The sequence below is a fragment of the Helicobacter baculiformis genome, from assembly GCF_900197685.1.
GTDB classification, from domain to species: Bacteria; Campylobacterota; Campylobacteria; order Campylobacterales; family Helicobacteraceae; genus Helicobacter; species Helicobacter baculiformis.
On the sequence record NZ_FZMF01000057.1, the window covers coordinates 1 to 20690 of the forward strand.

At 45.1% G+C, this 20690-nt stretch carries 20 protein-coding genes and 1 pseudogene; 13 read left to right on the forward strand and 8 right to left on the reverse strand.

The genetic code is table 11. From position 1 onward, the window contains the following. Positions 1 to 165 precede the first annotated feature (165 nt). Positions 166 to 984: a hypothetical protein gene (locus C6G87_RS08890; RefSeq protein WP_233709064.1), complete on the forward strand. Its 819-nt coding sequence runs from the start codon at positions 166 to 168 to the stop codon at positions 982 to 984. A gap of 255 nt (positions 985 to 1239) precedes the next feature. Here C6G87_RS08890 and acpS read toward each other — a convergent pair whose 3' ends face one another. Genes acpS through C6G87_RS07325 form a run of 4 tightly spaced genes read right to left on the reverse strand, consistent with a single transcriptional unit; the run spans position 1240 to position 3062 of the window. Then, positions 1240 to 1602 (reverse strand): holo-ACP synthase, encoded by a 363-nt coding sequence (gene acpS, locus C6G87_RS07310; protein ID WP_104752858.1) that lies wholly within the window; start codon positions 1600 to 1602, stop codon positions 1240 to 1242. Beyond that, on the reverse strand, positions 1599 to 2141 hold the full coding sequence (gene fliL, locus C6G87_RS07315; protein ID WP_104752859.1) for a flagellar basal body-associated protein FliL: 543 nt from the start codon (positions 2139 to 2141) through the stop codon (positions 1599 to 1601). Before fliL ends, acpS begins: the two co-directional genes overlap by 4 nt. Positions 2142 to 2154: 13 nt before the next feature. Then, positions 2155 to 2739, reverse strand: coding sequence for a 16S rRNA (guanine(966)-N(2))-methyltransferase RsmD (gene rsmD / locus C6G87_RS07320; protein ID WP_104752860.1), 585 nt, complete (start codon positions 2737 to 2739; stop codon positions 2155 to 2157). Continuing rightward, positions 2739 to 3062, reverse strand: a complete 324-nt coding sequence (locus tag C6G87_RS07325) for a hypothetical protein (RefSeq protein WP_104752861.1) — start codon at positions 3060 to 3062, stop codon at positions 2739 to 2741. The genes rsmD and C6G87_RS07325 overlap by 1 nt, the downstream gene beginning before the upstream one ends. Positions 3063 to 3136: 74 nt before the next feature. Here C6G87_RS07325 and lepA point away from each other — a divergent pair, with 74 nt between their 5' ends. Then, a complete protein-coding gene (lepA, locus tag C6G87_RS07330; protein ID WP_104752862.1) occupies positions 3137 to 4930 on the forward strand; it encodes a translation elongation factor 4 in 1794 nt (597 codons plus the stop codon). A gap of 273 nt (positions 4931 to 5203) precedes the next feature. Here lepA and C6G87_RS07335 read toward each other — a convergent pair whose 3' ends face one another. The 4 genes from C6G87_RS07335 to queC all read right to left on the reverse strand — a co-directional run bounded on the left by C6G87_RS07335 (position 5204) and on the right by queC (position 7911). Then, entirely contained in the window at positions 5204 to 5479 is a 276-nt protein-coding gene (locus tag C6G87_RS07335; RefSeq protein ID WP_199767671.1) for a hypothetical protein, read from the reverse strand. A 397-nt stretch (positions 5480 to 5876) separates the two neighbouring features. Beyond that, complete coding sequence (locus C6G87_RS07340; RefSeq protein WP_104752863.1) at positions 5877 to 6242, reverse strand: heat shock protein transcriptional repressor HspR; 366 nt, start codon at positions 6240 to 6242, stop codon at positions 5877 to 5879. A 10-nt stretch (positions 6243 to 6252) separates the two neighbouring features. Next, positions 6253 to 7116 (reverse strand): DnaJ C-terminal domain-containing protein, encoded by an 864-nt coding sequence (locus C6G87_RS07345; protein WP_104752864.1) that lies wholly within the window; start codon positions 7114 to 7116, stop codon positions 6253 to 6255. A gap of 66 nt (positions 7117 to 7182) precedes the next feature. Continuing rightward, the gene (gene queC / locus C6G87_RS07350; RefSeq protein WP_104752865.1) at positions 7183 to 7911 is read right to left on the reverse strand and encodes a 7-cyano-7-deazaguanine synthase QueC; all 729 of its coding nucleotides are present in this window, start codon (positions 7909 to 7911) and stop codon (positions 7183 to 7185) included. A 26-nt stretch (positions 7912 to 7937) separates the two neighbouring features. Between queC and C6G87_RS07355 the strand changes: the two genes are divergently transcribed. The 11 genes and pseudogenes from C6G87_RS07355 to C6G87_RS07405 form a co-directional block, all read left to right on the forward strand. Continuing rightward, on the forward strand, positions 7938 to 9167 hold the full coding sequence (locus C6G87_RS07355) for a CCA tRNA nucleotidyltransferase (protein ID WP_104752866.1): 1230 nt from the start codon (positions 7938 to 7940) through the stop codon (positions 9165 to 9167). Between the two features lie 14 nt (positions 9168 to 9181). Next, entirely contained in the window at positions 9182 to 10171 is a 990-nt protein-coding gene (locus C6G87_RS07360) for a tRNA dihydrouridine synthase (protein ID WP_104752876.1), read from the forward strand. Next, a complete protein-coding gene (locus tag C6G87_RS07365; RefSeq protein WP_104752867.1) occupies positions 10171 to 11169 on the forward strand; it encodes an outer membrane beta-barrel protein in 999 nt (332 codons plus the stop codon). Before C6G87_RS07360 ends, C6G87_RS07365 begins: the two co-directional genes overlap by 1 nt. A gap of 91 nt (positions 11170 to 11260) precedes the next feature. Next, positions 11261 to 11707, forward strand: a complete 447-nt coding sequence (gene exbB / locus C6G87_RS07370; protein ID WP_104752868.1) for a TonB-system energizer ExbB — start codon at positions 11261 to 11263, stop codon at positions 11705 to 11707. 3 nt (positions 11708 to 11710) lie between these two features. Continuing rightward, positions 11711 to 12100 carry a TonB system transport protein ExbD gene (exbD, locus tag C6G87_RS07375; RefSeq protein ID WP_104752869.1) on the forward strand — a complete coding sequence of 130 codons (390 nt, stop codon included), beginning with the start codon at positions 11711 to 11713 and terminating at the stop codon, positions 12098 to 12100. After that, a complete protein-coding gene (locus tag C6G87_RS07380; protein WP_104752870.1) occupies positions 12066 to 12896 on the forward strand; it encodes an energy transducer TonB in 831 nt (276 codons plus the stop codon). Before exbD ends, C6G87_RS07380 begins: the two co-directional genes overlap by 35 nt. A 55-nt stretch (positions 12897 to 12951) precedes the next feature. Then, complete coding sequence (gene mraY / locus C6G87_RS07385) at positions 12952 to 14013, forward strand: phospho-N-acetylmuramoyl-pentapeptide-transferase (protein ID WP_104752871.1); 1062 nt, start codon at positions 12952 to 12954, stop codon at positions 14011 to 14013. Positions 14014 to 14078: 65 nt separating this feature from the next. After that, the gene (gene murD / locus C6G87_RS07390) at positions 14079 to 15314 is read left to right on the forward strand and encodes a UDP-N-acetylmuramoyl-L-alanine--D-glutamate ligase (protein ID WP_104752872.1); all 1236 of its coding nucleotides are present in this window, start codon (positions 14079 to 14081) and stop codon (positions 15312 to 15314) included. Continuing rightward, positions 15311 to 17197 (forward strand): mechanosensitive ion channel family protein, encoded by a 1887-nt coding sequence (locus C6G87_RS07395; protein ID WP_104752873.1) that lies wholly within the window; start codon positions 15311 to 15313, stop codon positions 17195 to 17197. The genes murD and C6G87_RS07395 overlap by 4 nt, the downstream gene beginning before the upstream one ends. 1547 nt (positions 17198 to 18744) lie before the next feature. Next, on the forward strand, positions 18745 to 19269 hold the full coding sequence (locus C6G87_RS09130) for a methyl-accepting chemotaxis protein (RefSeq protein WP_411697021.1): 525 nt from the start codon (positions 18745 to 18747) through the stop codon (positions 19267 to 19269). 99 nt (positions 19270 to 19368) lie between these two features. Beyond that, positions 19369 to 20690: pseudogene (locus tag C6G87_RS07405) on the forward strand (methyl-accepting chemotaxis protein); the annotation flags it as partial.

A 20690-nucleotide genomic window follows, 5' to 3' on the forward strand; every position in this document is an offset into this window, starting at 1 on the left:
GCATGCGCCTCTTAATCTGTAGAATTTTTAACTCTCTGCTTTAAAAATGCGCAGAGCACGGGCTAAGGACATGGGTGCATATCCTGTTTAAGTGGGGTTGGGGTATGATAGCATAATTACGATTGTTTGGGGCGTGGTATAATAGTTTTTTGTGAGGAGAATAGATTGAAGCAGACCTATTTAGTGAGCGCGTTAGTAATTGGATTTTTTTCAGCGTGCAGTGTTTACCAAAGCGCGGATGCTTTGCCGGATTTTAAAGAACAAGATCTTCACGCCAAGCAGGTAAAGAGTGCCAAACAACACAAGGGGGACAAGCCTAAACAAAGGGGAGACAAAGAGGAATCACATGCACAAACCTCAAATAATAAAGACGCAAAATTAGAGGCGACTCTTCAGCAGCTCAGTGCCGCAATAGCCGAAAATACCAAGAAGATGAACGCTTTAGATAAACAGATGGAGAAAACCTCTCAACCTCCTACACAGACAACCTCAACGCAACTAGAGGCGAACAATGAAATCAATTGGGAAGCTGTAGATGTTAAAGAAATTCCCGATAATAAGCTCGTGGTTGTTAAGTCTAATCATTTTCTTGTAGGTTATGGTGTCAGCGGTATTGATGTAGATGTGGCTAATGATGCTAATGCTAAAGAAAGCGCGTATTTTAACGCTAGGCGCATGTTATCCTCTTTGATCTATCGAAAACTTATTTGGAAGTTAGATCAAAAACGCATCAAATCGGAATATCTTAAAAGCATTCTACTTTTTACTATTGATAAGGCGATTAATAGCGCAGATATTTACAAAGAGAGAACCTATATCCCTCTTGCTAGTTACCATAAGGTTTTAGCGATTTTTGTTGTAGATACCCGCGTGCTAGAGCGCATTAAGCAACTCGTCCAAATGCAATACACTTTTAACACAGCCCAACGACAGGTCATCGATCAGGCGATCTTAGATATGCAGAATGAAGATGCTACCTACTAGCTTTGTTAGCAACAAGCTAGCATATTTCTTATTTTAACCTTAAACTTTCACATGCATTCACATGTACAATTCACATGCTGTGAATACATGTGCCAAAGTATGCCAAAAACGCCTGAAAAACACCCCTAAAATTTATTTTTTTGTGCCTTCATGTGAATTTAGAAAATTTTTTCCCCGTGTGCACAAACCCGTACACAACGAGCTTACAGGGCTATTTTCACATTTTCACACCCCCTACTACTATGACTAAAAAATTTAATAATTTGGGGTTTTTAAATTTGCAAACACAACCGCCATAGCAAAACCGCTATCATGGCTAATGCTCACATGCAAACTTTGCACACAAAAAACACGCATTTTCGCAGGTACCAAAGTGATTTGAGGCGCGCCCTTACTATCTTTGCTCAGACAGATGTCTAAAAATCCCAGTTGAGCGCCAATACCCACCCCCAAAGCTTTAGAACAGGCTTCTTTAGCTGCCCAAGCCCCCGCAAGGCTAGCAGGCTTAAGAAATAAAGATTGTTCGTAGGAGGAAAGATATCTATCTAAAAAGTGTTGTTGGTAACGCGCAAGAGCCTTAGCGATGCGCGCAATGGAAATCAGATCAATGCCAATCACTGGATCACAAAGTCAGTGAAGAAGACATTTTTTACAAAACCATCGATCAAGAAACTATTAATATTGCTACGTACTTCTTCCTTAAGCTTATTTTTACCCTTAAGTGTGGAAATCTCCTCAATCGATTTAGAAGAAAGAATCTCAATAATAGTATCCCTAATTGCGGTCTCTTTAACTTTCACCTCTTCGAGCAATTTAGGATCGTTGAGCTCTAAAGAAATGCTAGCTTTCAAATAACGCCGTCCATTTTGGCTGATCAGATTCACCACAAAAGGTCCGGTCAAAGGATAGAGCGGTCCTAAAGAAAGATAGTCCGAAGAGCGCACCATTAAAGAACTCCCACCCTCTGCATTTTCATTCATTTGGGCATTGCGCATTTGCTTAGAAGCTCCTGCATTAGGCGTAGGGCTAGGCTCCGCATTCTTGCCCATAAACAAAATCACAATCACGCCCACCAAAATAAGCATGACCAATACCGCCCCCATCACCACAAACAACATCGCCTTGCTTTTCTTAGGCGCGCCTGCTTCTTCTGCCATTCAAATCCTTTATTCAGTGGTTTGCATAATAACTTAGGCTAGTGCGCCCAAATCTAGTTTGCTTGATTATACTAAAGCTAGTTAGATTTCTAGGCATACTCTCTTGACTTTGGTGTTCAAAGATGATCAAAGCAGAGGGGGGGATTTGCATGCGCTCTACACAGGCAAAACAATTTTGCAGAGGCATATTAAAAGGGGGGTCTAAGTAAACAATGATCTGTGGTGCGCTCAAAGAATTTATATATTGTGGCAATAAAGCCAAGCTATCCCCTTGAATGGCGCACACCCTAAGGGGCTTTTTATAGCGCTCTTCAAAGGCGCGGATATTCTCTTGCAAAAGCGCAAATACCTGTAGGTCTTGCTCAAAGAATAGCGCCTCTTGCGCTCCACCGCTCAAAGCCTCCAACCCCACACTCCCACTCCCTCCAAACACCTCGACAAAGCCACTTGTGGCGATGACGGGGCGCAGGACATTTAATAGCGAAGCGCGCACCACCGCCTTAGTAGGACGGGTGCTCTGTTTAGAGGGCATGCGCAAGGCTAGCCCCTTGCATGCTCCACTCAGAATACGCAAAACTGGCAAAGCATGGCGTGGCATTAAGGGCGGTACTCTTGAATTAAAGCTAAAAGTTTATGGGTGTACTCGCCCAACAACGCCTGTACCTTGCTCTCTAAACTCTCCGCTTGGGTTTTTTGGCTATAGAGCTCTTGTAGGGATTCTAAAAGACTCTCCCGTGTGAAAGGCACGCCAATATGGGCATCTTCTCCTGAACCGATGAGATAGGTCGTTTTCACGGGCTTATCCACGCTGTGATCGCTCAAGATAAAATCACACTTGTCCAAAGGACATAAAAAGTCTTGCAAGTAGGATTCGAGTACATGCGTTAAAAGTAAAGAGTGGCAGTCTAAGGCTATTTTCATCTTTCTGCTTTTTGGGCGCATTCTGTGCTATTATTGCACATCTTGAGTTTTAAAACGCTTATCTAAGGGGATTTGTGCAAGAGTACATCCGCAATTTTTCCATCATCGCCCATATCGATCATGGCAAGAGCACTTTAGCCGATTGCTTGATTCAGGCTTGCAAGGGGTTAGAGGCGCGCGAAATGACCAGCCAAGTTTTAGACACGATGGACATTGAAAAAGAGCGCGGGATCACCATCAAAGCCCAATCTGTGCGCTTAGGCTATCGCTTTAAGGGAGTGGACTACATTTTAAACCTCATTGACACCCCCGGGCATGTGGACTTTAGCTATGAGGTGTCGCGTTCTTTGCACGCGTGCGAAGGAGCGTTATTGGTGGTGGACGCCACGCAGGGCGTGGAGGCACAAACCATTGCCAATGTCTATATTGCGATGGACAACCACCTAGAGATTTTGCCCGTGCTCAATAAAATCGACCTGCCTAACGCCGATGTGCAAGCGGTCAAACAAGATATTGAAGACACCATCGCGCTAGATTGCTCAGAGGCTTGCTGTGTGAGCGCAAAAAACGCGCTGGGGATCACGCAATTGTTAGAAAAAATCATCACCCAAATCCCTCCCCCCACAGGCGATCCTAGCGCGCCTACTAAAGCGTTGATTTACGATTCGTGGTTTGACAATTATTTAGGCGCGCTCGCGCTGGTGCGTCTTAAAGAAGGGCGCTTAGAAGTGAACCAAGAGGTCTTGGTGATGGGGAGTCAAAAACGCCATAGTGTCTTAGGACTCTACTACCCCCACCCCCTGCACAAGATCCAAACCCGTGCTCTAGAGTGTGGCGAGATTGGCATTATTGCCTTAGGCTCTAAAAACTTGACAGATATTGCCGTAGGCGACACGATTACCGATGCACACACCCCCACTACTCAAGCCATCGAGGGCTTTATTCCGGCTAAACCCTTTGTCTTTGCCGGGCTTTACCCCATTGAGAGCGATCAATTTGAAGCCCTCAGAGACGCGCTATTGAAATTGCAGCTCAACGACGCTGCCCTGCAATTTGAGCCTGAGAGCAGCATAGCCTTAGGCTTTGGCTTTCGGGTGGGGTTTTTGGGGCTCTTGCACATGGAGGTGATCAAAGAGCGCCTAGAGAGAGAATTTAAACTCGATCTAATCGCCACCGCGCCCACTGTGGTCTATGAGGTGCGTTTGCAAAATGGGCAGGTGGTCATGGTGCAAAACCCCAGCGAATTACCCCCTGAGGGGAGCATTGCCTGCATTAAAGAGCCCTTTGTGCGCGCGAGCATTATCACCCCTAGCGACTATTTGGGCAATCTGATTAGCCTGCTCAACAAACGGCGCGGGGTGCAAGAGAAGATGGAGTATTTGAATCAAAACCGCGTGCTATTGACCTATGCGATCCCTAGTAATGAAATTGTGATGGATTTTTACGACAAGCTCAAATCTTGTACAAAGGGCTATGCGAGCTTTGATTATGAACCCATTGATTACCAAGAGGGGGATTTGGTCAAGCTAGATATTCGCGTGGCTTCTGAGGTGGTGGACGCGCTCTCTATCATTGTGGATCGCTCTAAGGCGTATGAAAAGGGCAAGGCGTTAGTGGAGAGCATGAAAGCTTTGATCCCGCGCCAACTCTTTGAGGTGGCCATTCAAGCTAGCATTGGCAATAAGATCATCGCGCGCGAAACGGTGAAGTCTGTAGGCAAGAATGTGACGGCTAAGTGTTACGGGGGGGACATCACCCGTAAGCGCAAATTGCTAGAAAAGCAAAAAGAGGGCAAAAAGCGCATGAAAGCCATTGGCAAAGTACATCTCCCTCAAGAGGCGTTTTTGGCGATTTTGAAGGTGGACTGATACGCGGTAAATTTTGCGTATCCCTCTTTGCAAGGGCACGCATGTACAATACAAGATTTACAGACACGGAGAAATCGAGGAAGAGGAAAACGGTGTACCCGAGCGGAGACATTACTACTAGCCTCTAAAACAAACGGACTAATACTTCTTTATTTTTATATACTACCCGATTAGGCAACCACCGCAGGCGGCGGCTACAGCTATAATGGGATACAAACCGGTAAAATGTGAATTTGTAGCGGTTTGCATGGTGAGCGTAATTCTTCACTCAAATTATTCTTCTTCACTCTCATTGCCATCACTCTTGCAGGCTTTATAGATTCCATAGGCGGCAGCACCTACCACCACAGGCATAGCAGCCGTTACACATAATCCAGCAGCCATGCCCCCGCCTACCACAGAACCCACAACTGCTAAACCACTCGTGATTCCCGTTGCAGCCAAACCAGGAACTCCCGCAGCAGCTACTGCGCCTACAGCACCCGCGGTTCCTACAACCGCACCTGTCCCAACAGCAACCATACTATTATCGCCTTTGTTGTCAGCCATCATCATCCTCCACTTGTATTTTTAAAGGCGTGGTAATTATGCGTTGACTATGCGTGAAGCGCCCAAATGTGTTAAGACTTTGGGCTTCCTTGGCCGATGTTGCCCGTAGGGAACAAACGCATCGCATTTGCTGGTTCTCACTCTGTGTCCCTATAGTAGGGATTTTACAGAGTTCGAGCTCCAACGCATTCCCTACAGGTCTCACACATCGTATCTCCAAAGGCGTAACTTTGCGCACTCCCTGCGCTAGATACGAACGTATGCGGGTATTATACCACGAATTAGTGGCATTCATCCCACTCGCTAAAACAAACGCATCGCGTTTGCTTAAGTGGGATTTCTGCCAAAGAGTTTTAAATTATGCGCCATATGCACATCATTATGTCAAATTCATCTCCTAAGCCTTCTTAAACAAAATCAACTCGTAAGAGGTCTTTTCAATCCGCTTCACTTCGGGTTTAGCTGGGGCGTTTTTTTGCAGATGGGCTTGCAACTCTTCATTCAAGCGATCGAGCTCATCGAGGCGATCTTTAAGGCGCAAAATAATATCCACCCCGGCTAAATTCACACCCATATCCCTAGTGAGCCGTAAGATTGTCTTGATCTTGTCCACATCTCTTTGAGAGTAGAGGCGCATTTTGCCATCGGTGCGCTTGGGCTCTAGCAAGCCCTCTTTTTCGTATTGGCGTAGAGTTTGGGGGTGTACCCCTAAAATCTTAGCCACCACGCTAATCAAGTAAAGGGGCGCGTCGTAATCTACCATTTCAAATCCTTTAGGGTAATTGTTCTTGCAACACCTGTTTGCATTGCGCGCTCATGCTATCGGTGTGGGGTAAAACTACATTGGCTTTTAAATACAAATCCCCCATGCCATTGTTCTTGCGGTTCTTCACTCCAAGCTCTTTAAGGCGAAATTTTTGCGCGTTCTTGGTGTTGGGGGGGATTTTAAGACTCACTTCTTTATAGAGTGTTTGCACCTCCATTTTGCCCCCAAAGAGCGCGATTTTTAAGGGCAGATCAAAGGATTTAATGAGATCATCGCCCTCTCTAGTGTATTCGCCATCTTCTAGCACATGCACTTTCAAGAGCACATCGCCGCGCATGCCCCCTTGTTGGTGTCCGCGCCCGCGCGCCCGCAACACCTCGCCCTCTTTGACCCCCGCGGGGATTTTGATTTCAAAGCTATCATGGCTTAATTGTACCTTGCGCTTGCTCCCTAAAACCGCTTCTTTAAAACCAATTTGAATGTCTACTTGAATGTCCAAATCCATTTTAGGGCTAAAGCCCCCGCTAAAGCCTCCCCCAAAGGCGTTTCCAAAGCCCCCCCCAAAGCCATATCCCCCGCTCCCAAAAATTTGGGAGAGAATGTCATCAAAATTCCCCCCTCGCGCGCGCGCAAAATCGCCAAAATTCTGCCCCCCAAACATGCTATCGCCCAAGCGATCGTATTGGGCGCGCTTTTGGCTATCGCTCAAGATTTCATACGCCGCGTTGATCTCTTTGAATTTTTCTTCGGCTTCTTTGCCCTTGTTGAGATCGGGGTGGTATTTGCGCGCCAAACGGCGGTAAGATTTCTTAATTTCTTCTGCGCTAGCCCCCTCACTCACTTCTAAAGTCTCATATAAACTCTTTCCCATGTATATCCTTTGTCTAAAGTTAATCTATTATAGCATAAAACTTTAGTCTTGTGGTATCAATTTTATTTAGTGAGTTAAAAACGCGGTATACCCCTGTTGGCGCAACTGGCATGCAGGGCAAGCCCCACACCCATAGCCATAGTCATGGCGTTTTTGGCGCACGCCCGCATAACATGTATGCGTTTGCTCTAAGATCAATTCTAAGCCCCCCAAAGCGTGGGCAAGTTGAAACTCTTGGGCTTTAGTGGCAAACATCAAGGGGGCTAGCAGGGCGATCCCCCCCTCTTTGCCAAAAGCTCCTAAATTCAAACTCATCTGCAGGCTTTCTAAAAAATCCTGCCGACAATCAAAATACCCGCTATAATCCTGCATAGACACCCCCAGCAACACCGCTTGCGCGCCCAAGCTAAAGGCATAGGCATGCGCTAGGGTACTAAAGAGGGCGTTGCGGTTAGGCACAAAGGAGCTAGGCAGGTTTAAAGCTTGGGGGTGGGGGGTGTTGAGCGCGTGGGGGGTGTGGGCAAAGAGGCTAGAGGCGCTAATTTCTTGCAAACAAGAGAGATGGAGCACCTTGTAGGGCAGCTCTAAGATGCGCGCGAGGGTGTGGGCTTGGGTGAGTTCGATGGCGTGCTTTTGATCGTAATCAAAGCCTAGCAAGTGGGTTTGCTTAAAAGCGCGTTTTGCCCAAAGGGCTAGAGTGGTGCTATCCTGCCCCCCACTAAAGCAGAGTACACAGGTGGTTGTTTTAAAATCTTGGGTAGATAGCATGGTTTCTAAATCAAAGGGGTTAAACATGGCTAGCCTTTTAGAATCATTATAACATGGCAGAGTGGGATAGCTCTTTTTTATCTTTAGTGCGCCATCTGCCCCAAACCTTGCTAGACCTGCACGCACGCCTTGAACAAGGGGGTTTTGCAAGCTATGTTGTGGGGGGGAGTGTGCGCGATTTGCTCTTGGGCAAAAAACCCAAGGATTATGACCTAGCCAGCAGCGCGACCCCTGAGCAACTTAAAAGTGTGTTAGCAGGCATAGAGGGGGTAAGTTTTATAGAGTTGGGGCGCGCCTTTGGCACTTTGGGGGTGTGTTATCAGGGTTGGCTCTTTGAGATCACCACCTTTAGGCAGGAGAGTGCCTATCACGATCACCGCCACCCTAGCGGGGTGGTCTTCATCAATTCGCTAGAGAAGGATTTAGCGCGGCGCGATTTCACCATCAACGCCCTAGCCCTCCACCCCCAAAAAGGCTTGTTAGACCTGCATGGCGGGCTAGAGGACCTAGCCCATAAACGCTTAAAATTAGTGGGCGATCCCCTAGCGCGCCTGCAAGAAGACGCGCTAAGAATCTTGCGCGCCCTGCGCTTTGTGAGCACTCTAGGTTTTGCCCTAGAGCCTGCCACCCATCAAGCTCTAAAGGCGCAAGCGCCGCTATTAGCCCACATCGCTAAAGAGCGCATCCGTGTAGAGTTTTTTAAACTTTTATTAGGGGGTTTTGTGCGCCTGTGTGCGCCCTTTCAACCCCTCCTAGAGCACACCCTGCAAACACGTTTCTCTCCCCTAGAGCGCCTAGAACAAATCTCCCCCAATTTGTGCGCTAGGCTTTTGTGGCTTTGCCACACTTGGGAGAGCCAAACTCTACTAGATTTTTGCGCGCGCTTGAAATTTTCTAAGAAAATGCGCCAATCCTTGCACAAGCTCCACGCCCAGCTCCCCCTAGAGCCCATAGAAAACCCCAATGTGTGGCTTAAAGAGCGCTTAGAGAGCCTGCATTTAGGGCAGTTGCGCGCCCTTTTGGGCTTTTTGCAAGCCCAAAACCCCGCCCTTAGCGCGCGTTTAAAAGGGGAGCTTAAAAAGATTATGAAAAACCACGAAGTGTATTCTCTGCGCTTTTTAGCCCTCAAGGGTACAGATTTGCTCGAGCGAGGTTTTCAAGGCGCACAAATAGGCGCGCTCTTGCAAGCGTGCCTGCAGGGGGTGGTGCGCAAGGAGGTGCGCAATGAAAAAGAAGCGTTGTTGCAATATATCCAAGAGTACCACACGTTAAGAGAAAATTAGCTAACATGCGCGCGATGACGACGCTACAATTTGAGAATTTATTGTTTTTAGCCCCTTTGGCTGGGTATACGGATTTGCCCTTTAGAAGTGTGGTGAAACGCTTTGGGGTGGATGTCACCGTTAGTGAGATGGTGAGTAGCCATGCGCTTGTCCATGCCTTTGAGAAAACCGCTAAGATGTTAGAGAAGTCCCCCCATGAAAACCCTTTTAGCGTGCAAATTGCCGGCTCTCAAGTGGAGATTGTCAAGCGAGCCGTAGAGTTGCTAAACCCCATAGAGGGGATTGACATTGTGGACTTTAATTGCGGTTGCCCCGCGCCCAAAGTGGCTAACCATGGCAATGGGAGCGGCTTGCTCAAGGATTTAAAGCATTTGGTCAAGCTCTTAGGCGTGGTGCGTGCGCACTCTCATAAGCCCTATACCAGCGTAAAGGTGCGTTTAGGCTTTGAGCGCAAAATCCCTACAGAGATCGCCCACGCGCTCAATGATGCGCCGGTGGATTTTGTGGTGGTGCACGCGCGCACGCGCGCCGATCGCTACAAAAAAGAGAAGATCGATTATGAAAGTGTGCGCTTGATGCGCTCCATTTTAAATAAGCCCTTAATTGTCAATGGAGAGATCGACAGCGTGGCAAAAGCCCAAGAGGTGCGCGCTTACACGGGAGCCCAAGGGGTGATGATTGGGCGGGCGAGCTTGATCAAACCTTGGATTTTTTGGCAGATCAAACACAACACCCAAGAATTGCCCCCCGTGCTCAAAAAAGATTTGGTCTTAGAACACTTTGATAAGATGGTAGAATTTTACGGGGCTAGGGGGGTGGTGATGTTTCGCAAGAATTTGCACGCTTATGCTAAGGGGCATGCGGGCGCGAGCGCGTTTAAAGGGGTGGTCAATAGCATGAGCGATCCGCTCATCGCGCGCACGCAAGTAGAAGAATTTTTTAGCCATGCGCAAGACTTGCATGATTTCCCCCAAATCATCACTTTAAATAACCAAAGCCATTAATGCGCACTACACTCATAGCCCTATTGGTATCTACACAAGGGGTAGGGGCTGTGAAAAATCACATCTTTACAGGGGCGCGTGCAGGTGGCTTACAAGGTTTTAGTAGTGCATTGAGTCAACAAGTGAGCATGAATAATCCCAGTAGTATGCCTAATGGTGCACCCGTCTGTCCTAGTAACTTGTGCAAAGGTGATACTATTACAGGCATTTACCCGTCTAGAGGCTTTGGTTTTGCTTTCACTTACACTTTAGGCGATGAAATCTTTTTTGACAAGTGGGCGATTAGCGGATTGCGTATTTATGGCACAATAGAATATGCTAATGCCCGTTTAGGCACACTGAGCAAAGCGAATAATCAGGGGGGGCAAAATTATGATCCCAAATACATTAAAGCCATTGACTCGACTACAGGGGGCGTGATTCCTCAAAGTATTGCGAATGGTAGCCTGCCCAATGGGTTTAAAAATGTAGGGGGTAATTTGGCTGTACCTAATAGCTACAGCTCCCCTTGTGCTACTTTAAGTGAAAATAACCCTTTAGGACTTTGTCCTACTCCCAATCCTCAATCAACTTTGCTCCAGCGTAGCGCGAATTATATGACCTTTGGGCTGAACGTTGATGTGGTGTTAAATCTCCCATTGGATTACTGGCTCAAAAGGAAAAATCCCAAAATATTTTTCTTCAAAGTGGGCATGTTTGTAGGGGGAGGTGTGGAATACGCCATGTTGTGGAGCGATGCCTTTTTTAACCAAGTTTTGGGTAAAAAAACCCGTTTTTTTGCCGCGGGGAGTGGCTTTTTTATGAATGTAGGGACACAGGTTTATGTGGGGAAGCATAACCGCCTAACTTTTGGCTGGAAAATTCCTTATTATAAACTCAGTGCGCAGAATTGGTACAACTATGGTAATAGCAATGTGGGGACACAGCAAACCCTCAAACAAGCTTTAAGCTTCACTCCGCGGAGTGAATTCTATATGGGATATGCCTACCTTTTTTAAAGTTGTATTAAAAAAAACTTATACCTCTTGACTTTTTATTACAAAGTCAATACAATCGCGCTATTTTTTATTTATGATGACAGGGGTTCTCATGGGAGGTTTTTCTGCTAAACTGATTGGGGAATATGTGGATATTGGAATCTTTAGTGCCTTAGGTATTATGGGTTTCTTAGCAATGTGGTTTACTATTGAGCGTATCATCTTTTACGCAAGGTTAGATTTTTCTCTTTATGACGATCCTGATCGACTCGATTTGGATTTAACAAAAAATCTCACCATTCTTTACATTATTTTTTCTAATGCGCCTTATGTAGGGCTTTTAGGCACGATTTTAGGGGTGATGGTAACCTTTTATGATATGAGCACGAGCGCTAGTGGATTGGATGCCAAAGCGATCACGCTAGGGCTTTCTTTGGCACTTAAGGCAACTGCATTAGGGTTAGTGGTGGCAATCCCAACACTGATTGTTTATAATGCCTTTTTGCGCAAGGTAGATGTACTTTCTGAGCGTTTTAAATTATCTCGCAAAAAGGTCTAAGGCATGAAGCTTAGGATACGGCGCGGTGATGGTCTAAATGTAGTGCCCTTTATTGACATCATGTTGGTGCTCTTGGCGCTTATCTTGAGTGTCTCTACTTTCATTGCTGAGGGCAAAATCAAGGTCAATCTTCCCAGTGCGACTAGTGCGCAAAAGATGGAGCACCAAGATAAGAAAGTTACGATCATGGTGGATAAGTCCGACAAAATCTATGTGAATGACAAGCCCCAAAGTCTAGATGATCTTAGGGCTTTGATCGCCAAAACCGATCCTAAAACCTTAGTGGATTTGCGCAGCGACAAAGATTCTAGATTTGGTACTTTTGTTGAGATTATGGACATTCTCAAAGCCCAAAATCATGAAAACTTCTCCATCTCTACAGAAACAAAGTAAATTTTCTACACGGGTAAGTTTTGCGATCACCGCAACAATCTATATCGCCATAGGGTTATGGGTAGTTTTTGCTAACCACGAGAAGGTAGAGAGTCTTGCCCAATCGGGCACAAAGACGATCACCATGAGTTTGGCTAGTATTAATACTCACTCTGCCCAGCTCCGGCATGCCCAAGAATCACGACAAAGTCCCATTCAGCCCCAAAAGCCTAAACCTCATAAAGTTAAACCTAAGCCTCATCCACTCCCTAAACCAGAGCCAAAACCCGAACCCAAGCCTATTCCTAAACCTGAAAAGCCCAAGCCTACTCCTCTAGAACCCAAGCCTATTCCTAAACCAGAGCCAAAACCCGAACCCAAGCCTGAACCTGCCAAACAACCCCCCAAAGAGATTGCACAGGAAAATAAACCCAAACAAAGCCAAGAACACACAGAAGTAAAACAGCAAAAACAAGAGCAGTCTAATCAGAAATCTGAGGGGGCACAAACAAGCGCCATGGCTTACAATCCTGGGGTAAGCAACGCCTTTTTGATGAAAATCCAAATGGCGATTTCTTCCAAAAATAGATACCCTAGAATGGCAATGGTGCGTGGAATTGAGGGCGAAGTTTTGGTAGAGTTTACGCTCAATGTAGATGGTAGCACAACAGATATTAGGATTGCCAAGAGTTCGGACTCTAATATCCTTGATCGTGCAGCTATGCAAGCAGTTAAGGAAGCCTCTAGTCTCTTCCCAGTCCCTAAACAGATCGTGCACCTGAAAATCCCTATTGCTTACACTATTAAGGAGGAGTGAAATTAAGTAAAAATAAGCATAATACGAGTTTTGATTTTAGTTGAAAAGACTCGCGATGCTCTACTATCTTTATGCTTATTTTGGTGTGAATATTTTCCAATACCTGACTTTTCGGGCAGGATTAGCGTTTTTTATTAGTTTTTTTGCCTGTGTTTACCTGATGCCTTTCTTTATCAGATGGGCTAAAGCCACTAAAGCCAGCCAACCTATTTCTGAATTTATCCCCCATCAGAATAAGAAGGACACCCCTACTATGGGTGGAGTGGTTTTTTTAGGAACGACTATTGGAGCTTCTTTGCTCACCGCGCGCCTAGACAATCCTTTTGTGCTCTTGGCTCTTTTTAGTTTGCTTGCCTTTGGAGGCATTGGCATGCAAGATGACTACACCAAGATTTCTCAAAAAAAGAATGCAGGCATCTCAGCACGCGTGAAAATGGGGTTGCTCTTTGTGGTGTCTTTGGGCATCGCTTACGCTCTTTATACCCTCATTCCAGAAAAAAATCTCTACATTCCCTTTTTGAAAACCCCACTCTTTTCTTTTCAAAACTATCCCTTACTCTTGCTAGGGTTTTGGGTGCTTGTCTTTCTTTCCACCACTAATGCAGTTAACCTAACCGATGGGTTAGATGGGCTGGCTACCGTGCCTAGTATTTGCGTTCTCTTAAGTTTGAGCGTTTTTATTTATGTGGTAGGGAATGCCGAATTTAGTAAGTACTTGCTCTATCCAAAGGTTGTACATAGTGGGGAGGTTGTGGTGGTCTCTGCCGCCTTGATGGGCGCATTGCTAGGCTTTTTATGGTTTAATGCTTTCCCGGCTGAAGTGTTCATGGGAGATAGTGGAAGTTTGGGCATCGGAGGCTTTATTGCCTATATGGCAATCATTACCAATAATGAAGTCTTGCTGATTTTGATGGGCTCGGTCTTTGTGCTAGAAGCGCTCTCTGTGATCTTGCAAATTAGTAGCTATAAGGTGCGCAAGAAGCGCATTTTTGCCATGGCTCCTTTGCACCACCATTTTGAATCTAAGGGGTGGCCAGAAAACAAGATTATCTTGCGCTTTTGGATCATCGCTATCTTAAGTAATCTTGTTGCTCTGCTCAGTCTCAAAGTGCGTTAACTAACCTCTTTTTTTAGTTTTTGTGTTAAAATTGTGGCATGTGATCATACTGAGCGGTGGATAGAATGATTTCTTTACTCGGATACGGGCGCACTAACAAGGCTTTTTCTACCTACTTGTACCAGCATGCCATGCCTTGTATCGTTTATGATGACGCAATTCACGCACCCACCACTACGCCCCATAACCAGCCCTTGTTACCTTCTAGCGCCTTTGATCCTGTGCATTCGCATCTAGAGGTTATCAGTCCGGGTATCCCTCCTCATCACCCCTTAGTTTTAGCTAGCCAACACTTGCTAAGTGAATACGATTATGTCGCTAAGCTCAAAACCCCTCCGCCTACTTTCTTTGTAAGTGGCACGAATGGCAAAACCACAACAACCGAAATATTAGGCTTGCTTTGTGCTCCCTTTGGAGCCCAAGTAGGCGGGAATATTGGGGTGCCTTTGATCACACTCAAAGACGCACCCCTATGGATTTTAGAAACCAGCTCTTTTAGTTTGCATTACACAAAGCACTACGCTCCCAGTCTCTATATTCTACTCCCCCTAGCCCAAGATCATTTGAGTTGGCATGGTGGCTATGAGCACTATATAAGTGCCAAACTCAAACCCTTATCATTGATGGCTAAGTCTAGCCCCGTGTTATTAGAAACACGTTTTCAAAATCACCCCCTAGTACAGGCGATTTTAAAGCAAAACAACGCTCCCGAGCTTATTTTTTATGAAAACTCCGCTCACTTGGCTAAGCAGATGGGGTTCGATCTTGTCAAAGTGCGCTTTGAAGAACCTTTTTTGCTAGACGCACTCCTAGCTCTTAGCGCCACCAAGCTGGCCTTTAATCAGGTGGATTACGATCGTCTCAATAGCTACACCCTCCAACCCCATCGCCTAGAGGTTTTTAAGGATGCACAAGCGCGCACATGGGTTAATGATAGCAAAGCAACCAATGTTGATGCTACTCTCAAAGCTTTAGATCGTTTTGCTGATCGCTTTGTGCATTTGATTGTAGGGGGAGATACAAAACAGGTAGACCTAAGCCCCCTTTTTGAGAGATTGACGCACATGCACACCCGCATTTACACGATTGGAACTAGCGCACCTTTGATGTCTGAAATGGCGAAGCACTATGGTGTGAATGCGCTGTATTGTGGTGATGTAGCGCGTGCTGTATGCGCGATCAAGGCGTGTTTAAAACCCCATCAAATTGCCATACTCTCTCCTAGTGCGGCTAGCTTGGATCAATTTAGCTCCTATCAAGAACGGGGCGATCTTTTTAAGGCATGCGTGTTAAAGCCATGAAAAAATGGATATACACACTCGCGCTTTGTTTGTTGTGCGTGTGTGGCTTGGCGCGTGCGGAAAGCGATCCTGATGCTGTCGATCTCTATTTGCTTTTAAAGCAAATTAACCAGTTGAATCAAGTTATCGCACGCTATGAGAAAGATCCTTCCAAGCGCTCTGAAATTCCTCTTTATAGCGATCAAAAAAACGATCTCATCCATGCTTTTGCCCTGCGCTTGCTCAATAATCAAGAGCAGATTGGAATCAACATGAAGCAGAATCTGCAACAACAAGAGCATCTCAAAAAAGTACTTTTCAAAAGCAGTAAGAATAACGATGTTTACACTTATGTGCTCAGCACCCTAGAACTTAAAAGTTTAGAAGCCGATCAGCAGATGCACGACTTTTTGGAGAAATTGCGCACTTCTTTGGATTTTTTCAGTCAAGAAAAAGATGTCAATACAATCAGTATGGCAACCCTACTTAAATTCGAAGGTGCAGCGGCTAAAACTTACATTTTACCCACAGATTTAGAGGCGCTCAAATTACACCAACTCCAAGAGGTGCTACACGATTACCAACTCAAACTCAAAACCTATTTAGAAGTGTTGCACTATATCCAACAGCACCCCCAACAAGTGCTCTCTAAGAATATTCTTTTTAGTATCGATATGCAATGGGTCTTAGAACGCCTTGCGAGCATGATCGGCAAGGTATTCCCTAGTTCGCACGGACTCCAAAGTGCGAAAATTCTCCTTTCCTTTGTCTTGCTGATTTTCTTGCTCACGCTTAGAAAACTTATCACCACTCTTTTTATTAAGGCTTTAGATCTCTTTGTGCGCTTTAGTCGCAAGAACGAACAGGTGCAACAACGCATCCGCAATAGTATTATTGCGCCTATTTCTACCTTTTTGCTCATCTATAGCTTTGATATTTCTATTGATATTTTACACTACCCTCACCCTGCCCCTATAAAATTTAGCATGTATTTAGGTGTGATCTATATCTCTTTGCTAGGTTGGCTGGGCGTGGCTTTATTTAAGGCTTATGGGGCGGCTTTGCTCGCCACTCTCGCTTCTAAGCGCAATGGTTTTAGACGCGAAGTGGTGAATTTGATTTTGAAAGTGGCTTACTTCTTTATCGTCATTATCACCATTTTAGCCGTGCTCAAGCAATTAGGTTTTAACATCTCAGCCATTATTGCCTCATTAGGGATTGGTGGTTTAGCTGTAGCGTTAGCGGTGAAGGATCTACTGGCTAACTTCTTTGCCTCCGTGATCTTGCTTTTGGATAATTCCTTTGGACAGGGGGATTGGATTGTGTGTGGCAATGTGGAGGGAACGGTGGTAGAAATGGGGCTTAGACGCACCACGGTACGCGGGTTTGATAACGCCCTCTTTTTTGTGCCTAATTCCGAATTAGCGGGCAAGTCTATCCGTAACTGGAATCGGCGCAAAGTGGGGCGACGCATTAAAATGAATATCGGACTCACTTATAGCTCTTCACGCGAAGATCTCTCTAAGTGCGTCCATGCGATTCGCACCATGCTAGAAGAGCACCCTCACATTGCCAAGTTCTCCGATTTAGACGCGTCTGCAAAACAAGAGATGGGTGCACAACATGACTACATCATGGATCGCCAACACATCGTTTCTATGGACGATTTGATGGGCTATAAATCTAATCTCTTCGTCTATGTGGATAATTTTGGAGATAGCTCGATCAATATTTTAGTTTATTGTTTTTCTAAAAGTGTGATTTGGGGAGAGTGGCTGGCAATTAAGGAAGATGTCATGCTCAAAATTATGCAAATTGTTGAGGATTTAGGCTTGAGCTTTGCCTTCCCCTCTCAAAGTGTTTACCTTGAGAGCGTACCTAGAGATTTGAAACACAACACCTGAGGAAGGGGAAACCCATGTTGAAAAATATGAAGCTAGGCACTAAGAGCGTCTTGATGATCTCATTGATTTTGATTACTTCTTTTACTTTACTGGGAGCTTATTTTATCCATGAAGCTACTAAAATGCTTTTGCATGGCGCAAATGAATCGGTCAGAACTCAGGCATTAAATAAAGCTAACACGATCAGCTTAGACCTCGGTGGCATTGCTCAGTCTCTACTCAATTACACCACTTATTTTTCTGGAGATGGATTTGCATTTTTGAAAAGAGCGCAGGATAAAACCCTTCGTGATAATGTGAAGAAGCTCGTGCTTAATAAAGAGTTTGTGCGCCAAGCATGGCTCGTGTTCGTGCATGAAAAACAGCCTTATGCCAGTTACGAAGCCTTCGAAAACTCCCAAGATAGTGTAGAAGTCCATGACAACACCCCCGCCGTTTTACATAATACACTCCTTACAAAAGTGATAGAAACAGAACAGGCTGCGCGTTCAGCTACCGAGTTAACCACTTTAATTGATGGCAAGCAATATTATGGCAGCACAATAGCAATGCCCATTTATGACGAAGAAGGTAGTCTCACTGCGATAGCGGGCGTGTTTATTAACATGGGCATGTTGCAAAGCAAGTATTTTCCCACAACGAGCAAAGAAAATGGGTTTTTAATGGGGGGCGAGAATCATATCTTTGCGATCAATCGCGATCATAGCTTACAGGGAAAAGATTTTCATAAAGTGATGAAAAGTCAGGAAGCTCTCGAGATTGAACGTTTTAGAGAAAAGGCGACTATGGGAAGCTCTACGCTCACCACCTTTTACTCCAATGTGCTCAAATTAGATGTGATTTTAGCTCTTTACACCTTTCACCCTTTCAAGCTTATTCCTCAAGATCACAACTGGATGGTTGGTGCAGTGATTTCTAAAAAGGACCTCTATAGACATATTTCACGCGTGCGCTTGGATATTATAGTGATCGTGGCGATCTTGCTTGCGCTCACCGTGGTTATGGTGTTTTTCTATGTGCGTTACCGCATCGTGGAAAGAATCGATCGCGTTTCTGTAACGCTCTTTAGTTTTTTTAAATTACTCAACCACGAAGAAACACAGGTGATCATTTATCAATCTAAAGAGGGGGACGAGATCGGTAAAATGCTCGACTCTATCAACAATCATATCATCAAGATGCAAGAAACTTTTGAGAATGATAACGCCGTTATGGCAGATATGATTGCTGTGGCTTCGGCGGTGGAACAGGGTAATATTACCCAACGCGTGCACACCAAAGCCAACACGCCTAATCTCTCTAAGCTCATTGAAACTGCCAACGCGATGATCGATTTTTTAGAACAGCGCGTAGGGACAGACCTGAACCGCATTTTAGAAGTGGTGCACGCTTACCAAAACTTGAATTTCACCTCTAAAGTTAAACACGCCAAAGGAGATTTTGAGGTCGCTACAAACCAATTAGGGAGCGAGATTGTCAAAATGCTCAAAACCTCTCTGGAATTTGCCAACATTCTTAATAGCAAATGTCAGGGACTCAAAGGCAGTATGGACGCGTTGGCGACCAAATCCTTCCAACAATCCGAAGAAATCAAGCAGACCACCCAAACCATCGAAGCCATCACACAGAATATCACTGCGGTGAGCTCCAAGAGCGATAGCATGATCGCCCAAAGCCACGAAATTAAAAATGTCGTAGAAATGATTTCAGAAATCGCCGATCAAACTAATTTACTTGCCCTCAACGCAGCCATAGAAGCCGCTAGAGCGGGCGAACATGGAAGAGGTTTTGCGGTGGTGGCTGATGAAGTGCGTAAACTCGCTGAGCGCACCCAAAAGTCTTTAGGAGAAATTGAGAGTAATATTAATGTCTTGGTGCAAAGCATCGCAGATAACTCGAGTGCGATCAAAGAGCAAGCGGACGCGGTGTTGGACATTAACCAAGTGATCGCGCGTTTTGATAGCAGTTTGAGTCAAAATATCGAAATCGCTAACGAGTGCCTGAAGATCAGTGAAGACATCGAAACCATCGCCGCGGATATTTTGAATGATACTAACAATAAGAAATTTTAAGAGAAAGCATGATAGAACAAACTTACAAACTTACAAAGTCTCTTCTTAGAAATTTGCAGTAGAAATTCATTGTTTCACTAATATCGCAAAGGGAGATACATGTTTAGGAATCTGAAGCTGGGCACGAAGGTTGTTATGGTAATCTCCTTAGTCTTATTATTTGCATTTGGCATTTTGGGGGTGGTTTTGCTCCGTAACGCTAACGACGCTTTAACCAAGAATGCGGAGCAAATTTTAAAAGAACAAACCAAAATGAAAGCGACTAATGTGATCCGCGCCTTGCGCAACATTGCGCGCGCTATCTTCAATTTTACGGGTTATATGATCTCTAGCCCTCAAATTTTGCAAGAAGACTCTAAGATGCAGGACATGCTCACTAAACTCATTGATACCAATGAGCGAGGACATATCCGCGAAGCCTTTTTAGTACTTTTAGATGATCAGCAGCAACCTAAAACTAACATCGGGATTCTCAAAAACGCGCATAATCAAATCCAAACATTCCACAACGATCAAGGGATTTTACAATCCTATGCTGTGCGCAAGGTTTTAGAAACGAAGGATAGCGCACGCAACCCCACCCGCTTAACCAAGTTAATGGACGGGAGCGAAGTTTTTGGTAACATTGTCGCACTGCCTATCAAGATTCGTAGCAAGATGGTGGCGATTGTGGCTGTTTTTATCGATTTTGAGCGTATCCAAGCGCAGTATTTCCCCACAGACGGACAAAATGGTTTTTTGTTGGGGCGCAGAAATACCATTTTAGCTCTCCATGCCGATCATAAATTGCAAGGTAAACGCTTTGTGGATATCATAAAGAACACAAACGCGCAAAAAATCCTAGACTTTCGCCAACATGCTGCAGCCGATTCTGTTATCACGATGGAGTTGTATAGCGATGTGCTCAAAAAAGACATAATGATCACACTCTATACCTTCAGACCTTTTAATAAAATTTTGCATGATGTGGACTATAATTGGGTGATCACATCAGCGATACCTAAAGATGAAGTGCTTAAGAGTCTTTATACGATGCGCAAGATTATTATTGGTGGAGGGTTCTTAACTCTAGCGTCGGCTATAGGTATACTTTGGTTCTTCTTGTATTCTCAGGTGATCAAGCGCTTAAGACACATGTCTAGCATGCTTGGCGACTTTTTCAAAATGATTCGTCATGAACATGTCAAGAAAATCCCCTTTTATCGTGTGCGCCATAATGACGAGATTGGACTGATATTCAAGGACATTATCACTAATATACAAAATATCCAAAACACTTTTGAGGCAGACACTCACATGGTTACACAAGCCATGCTCAGCACTTCCAATGTACAAAAAGGTGTCCTTTCTGCCAAAAATTTGGAATGCCATGCCAATTCTACCCCCCAACTTTGCGAACTCGTCTCGACTCTGTGTGCCAT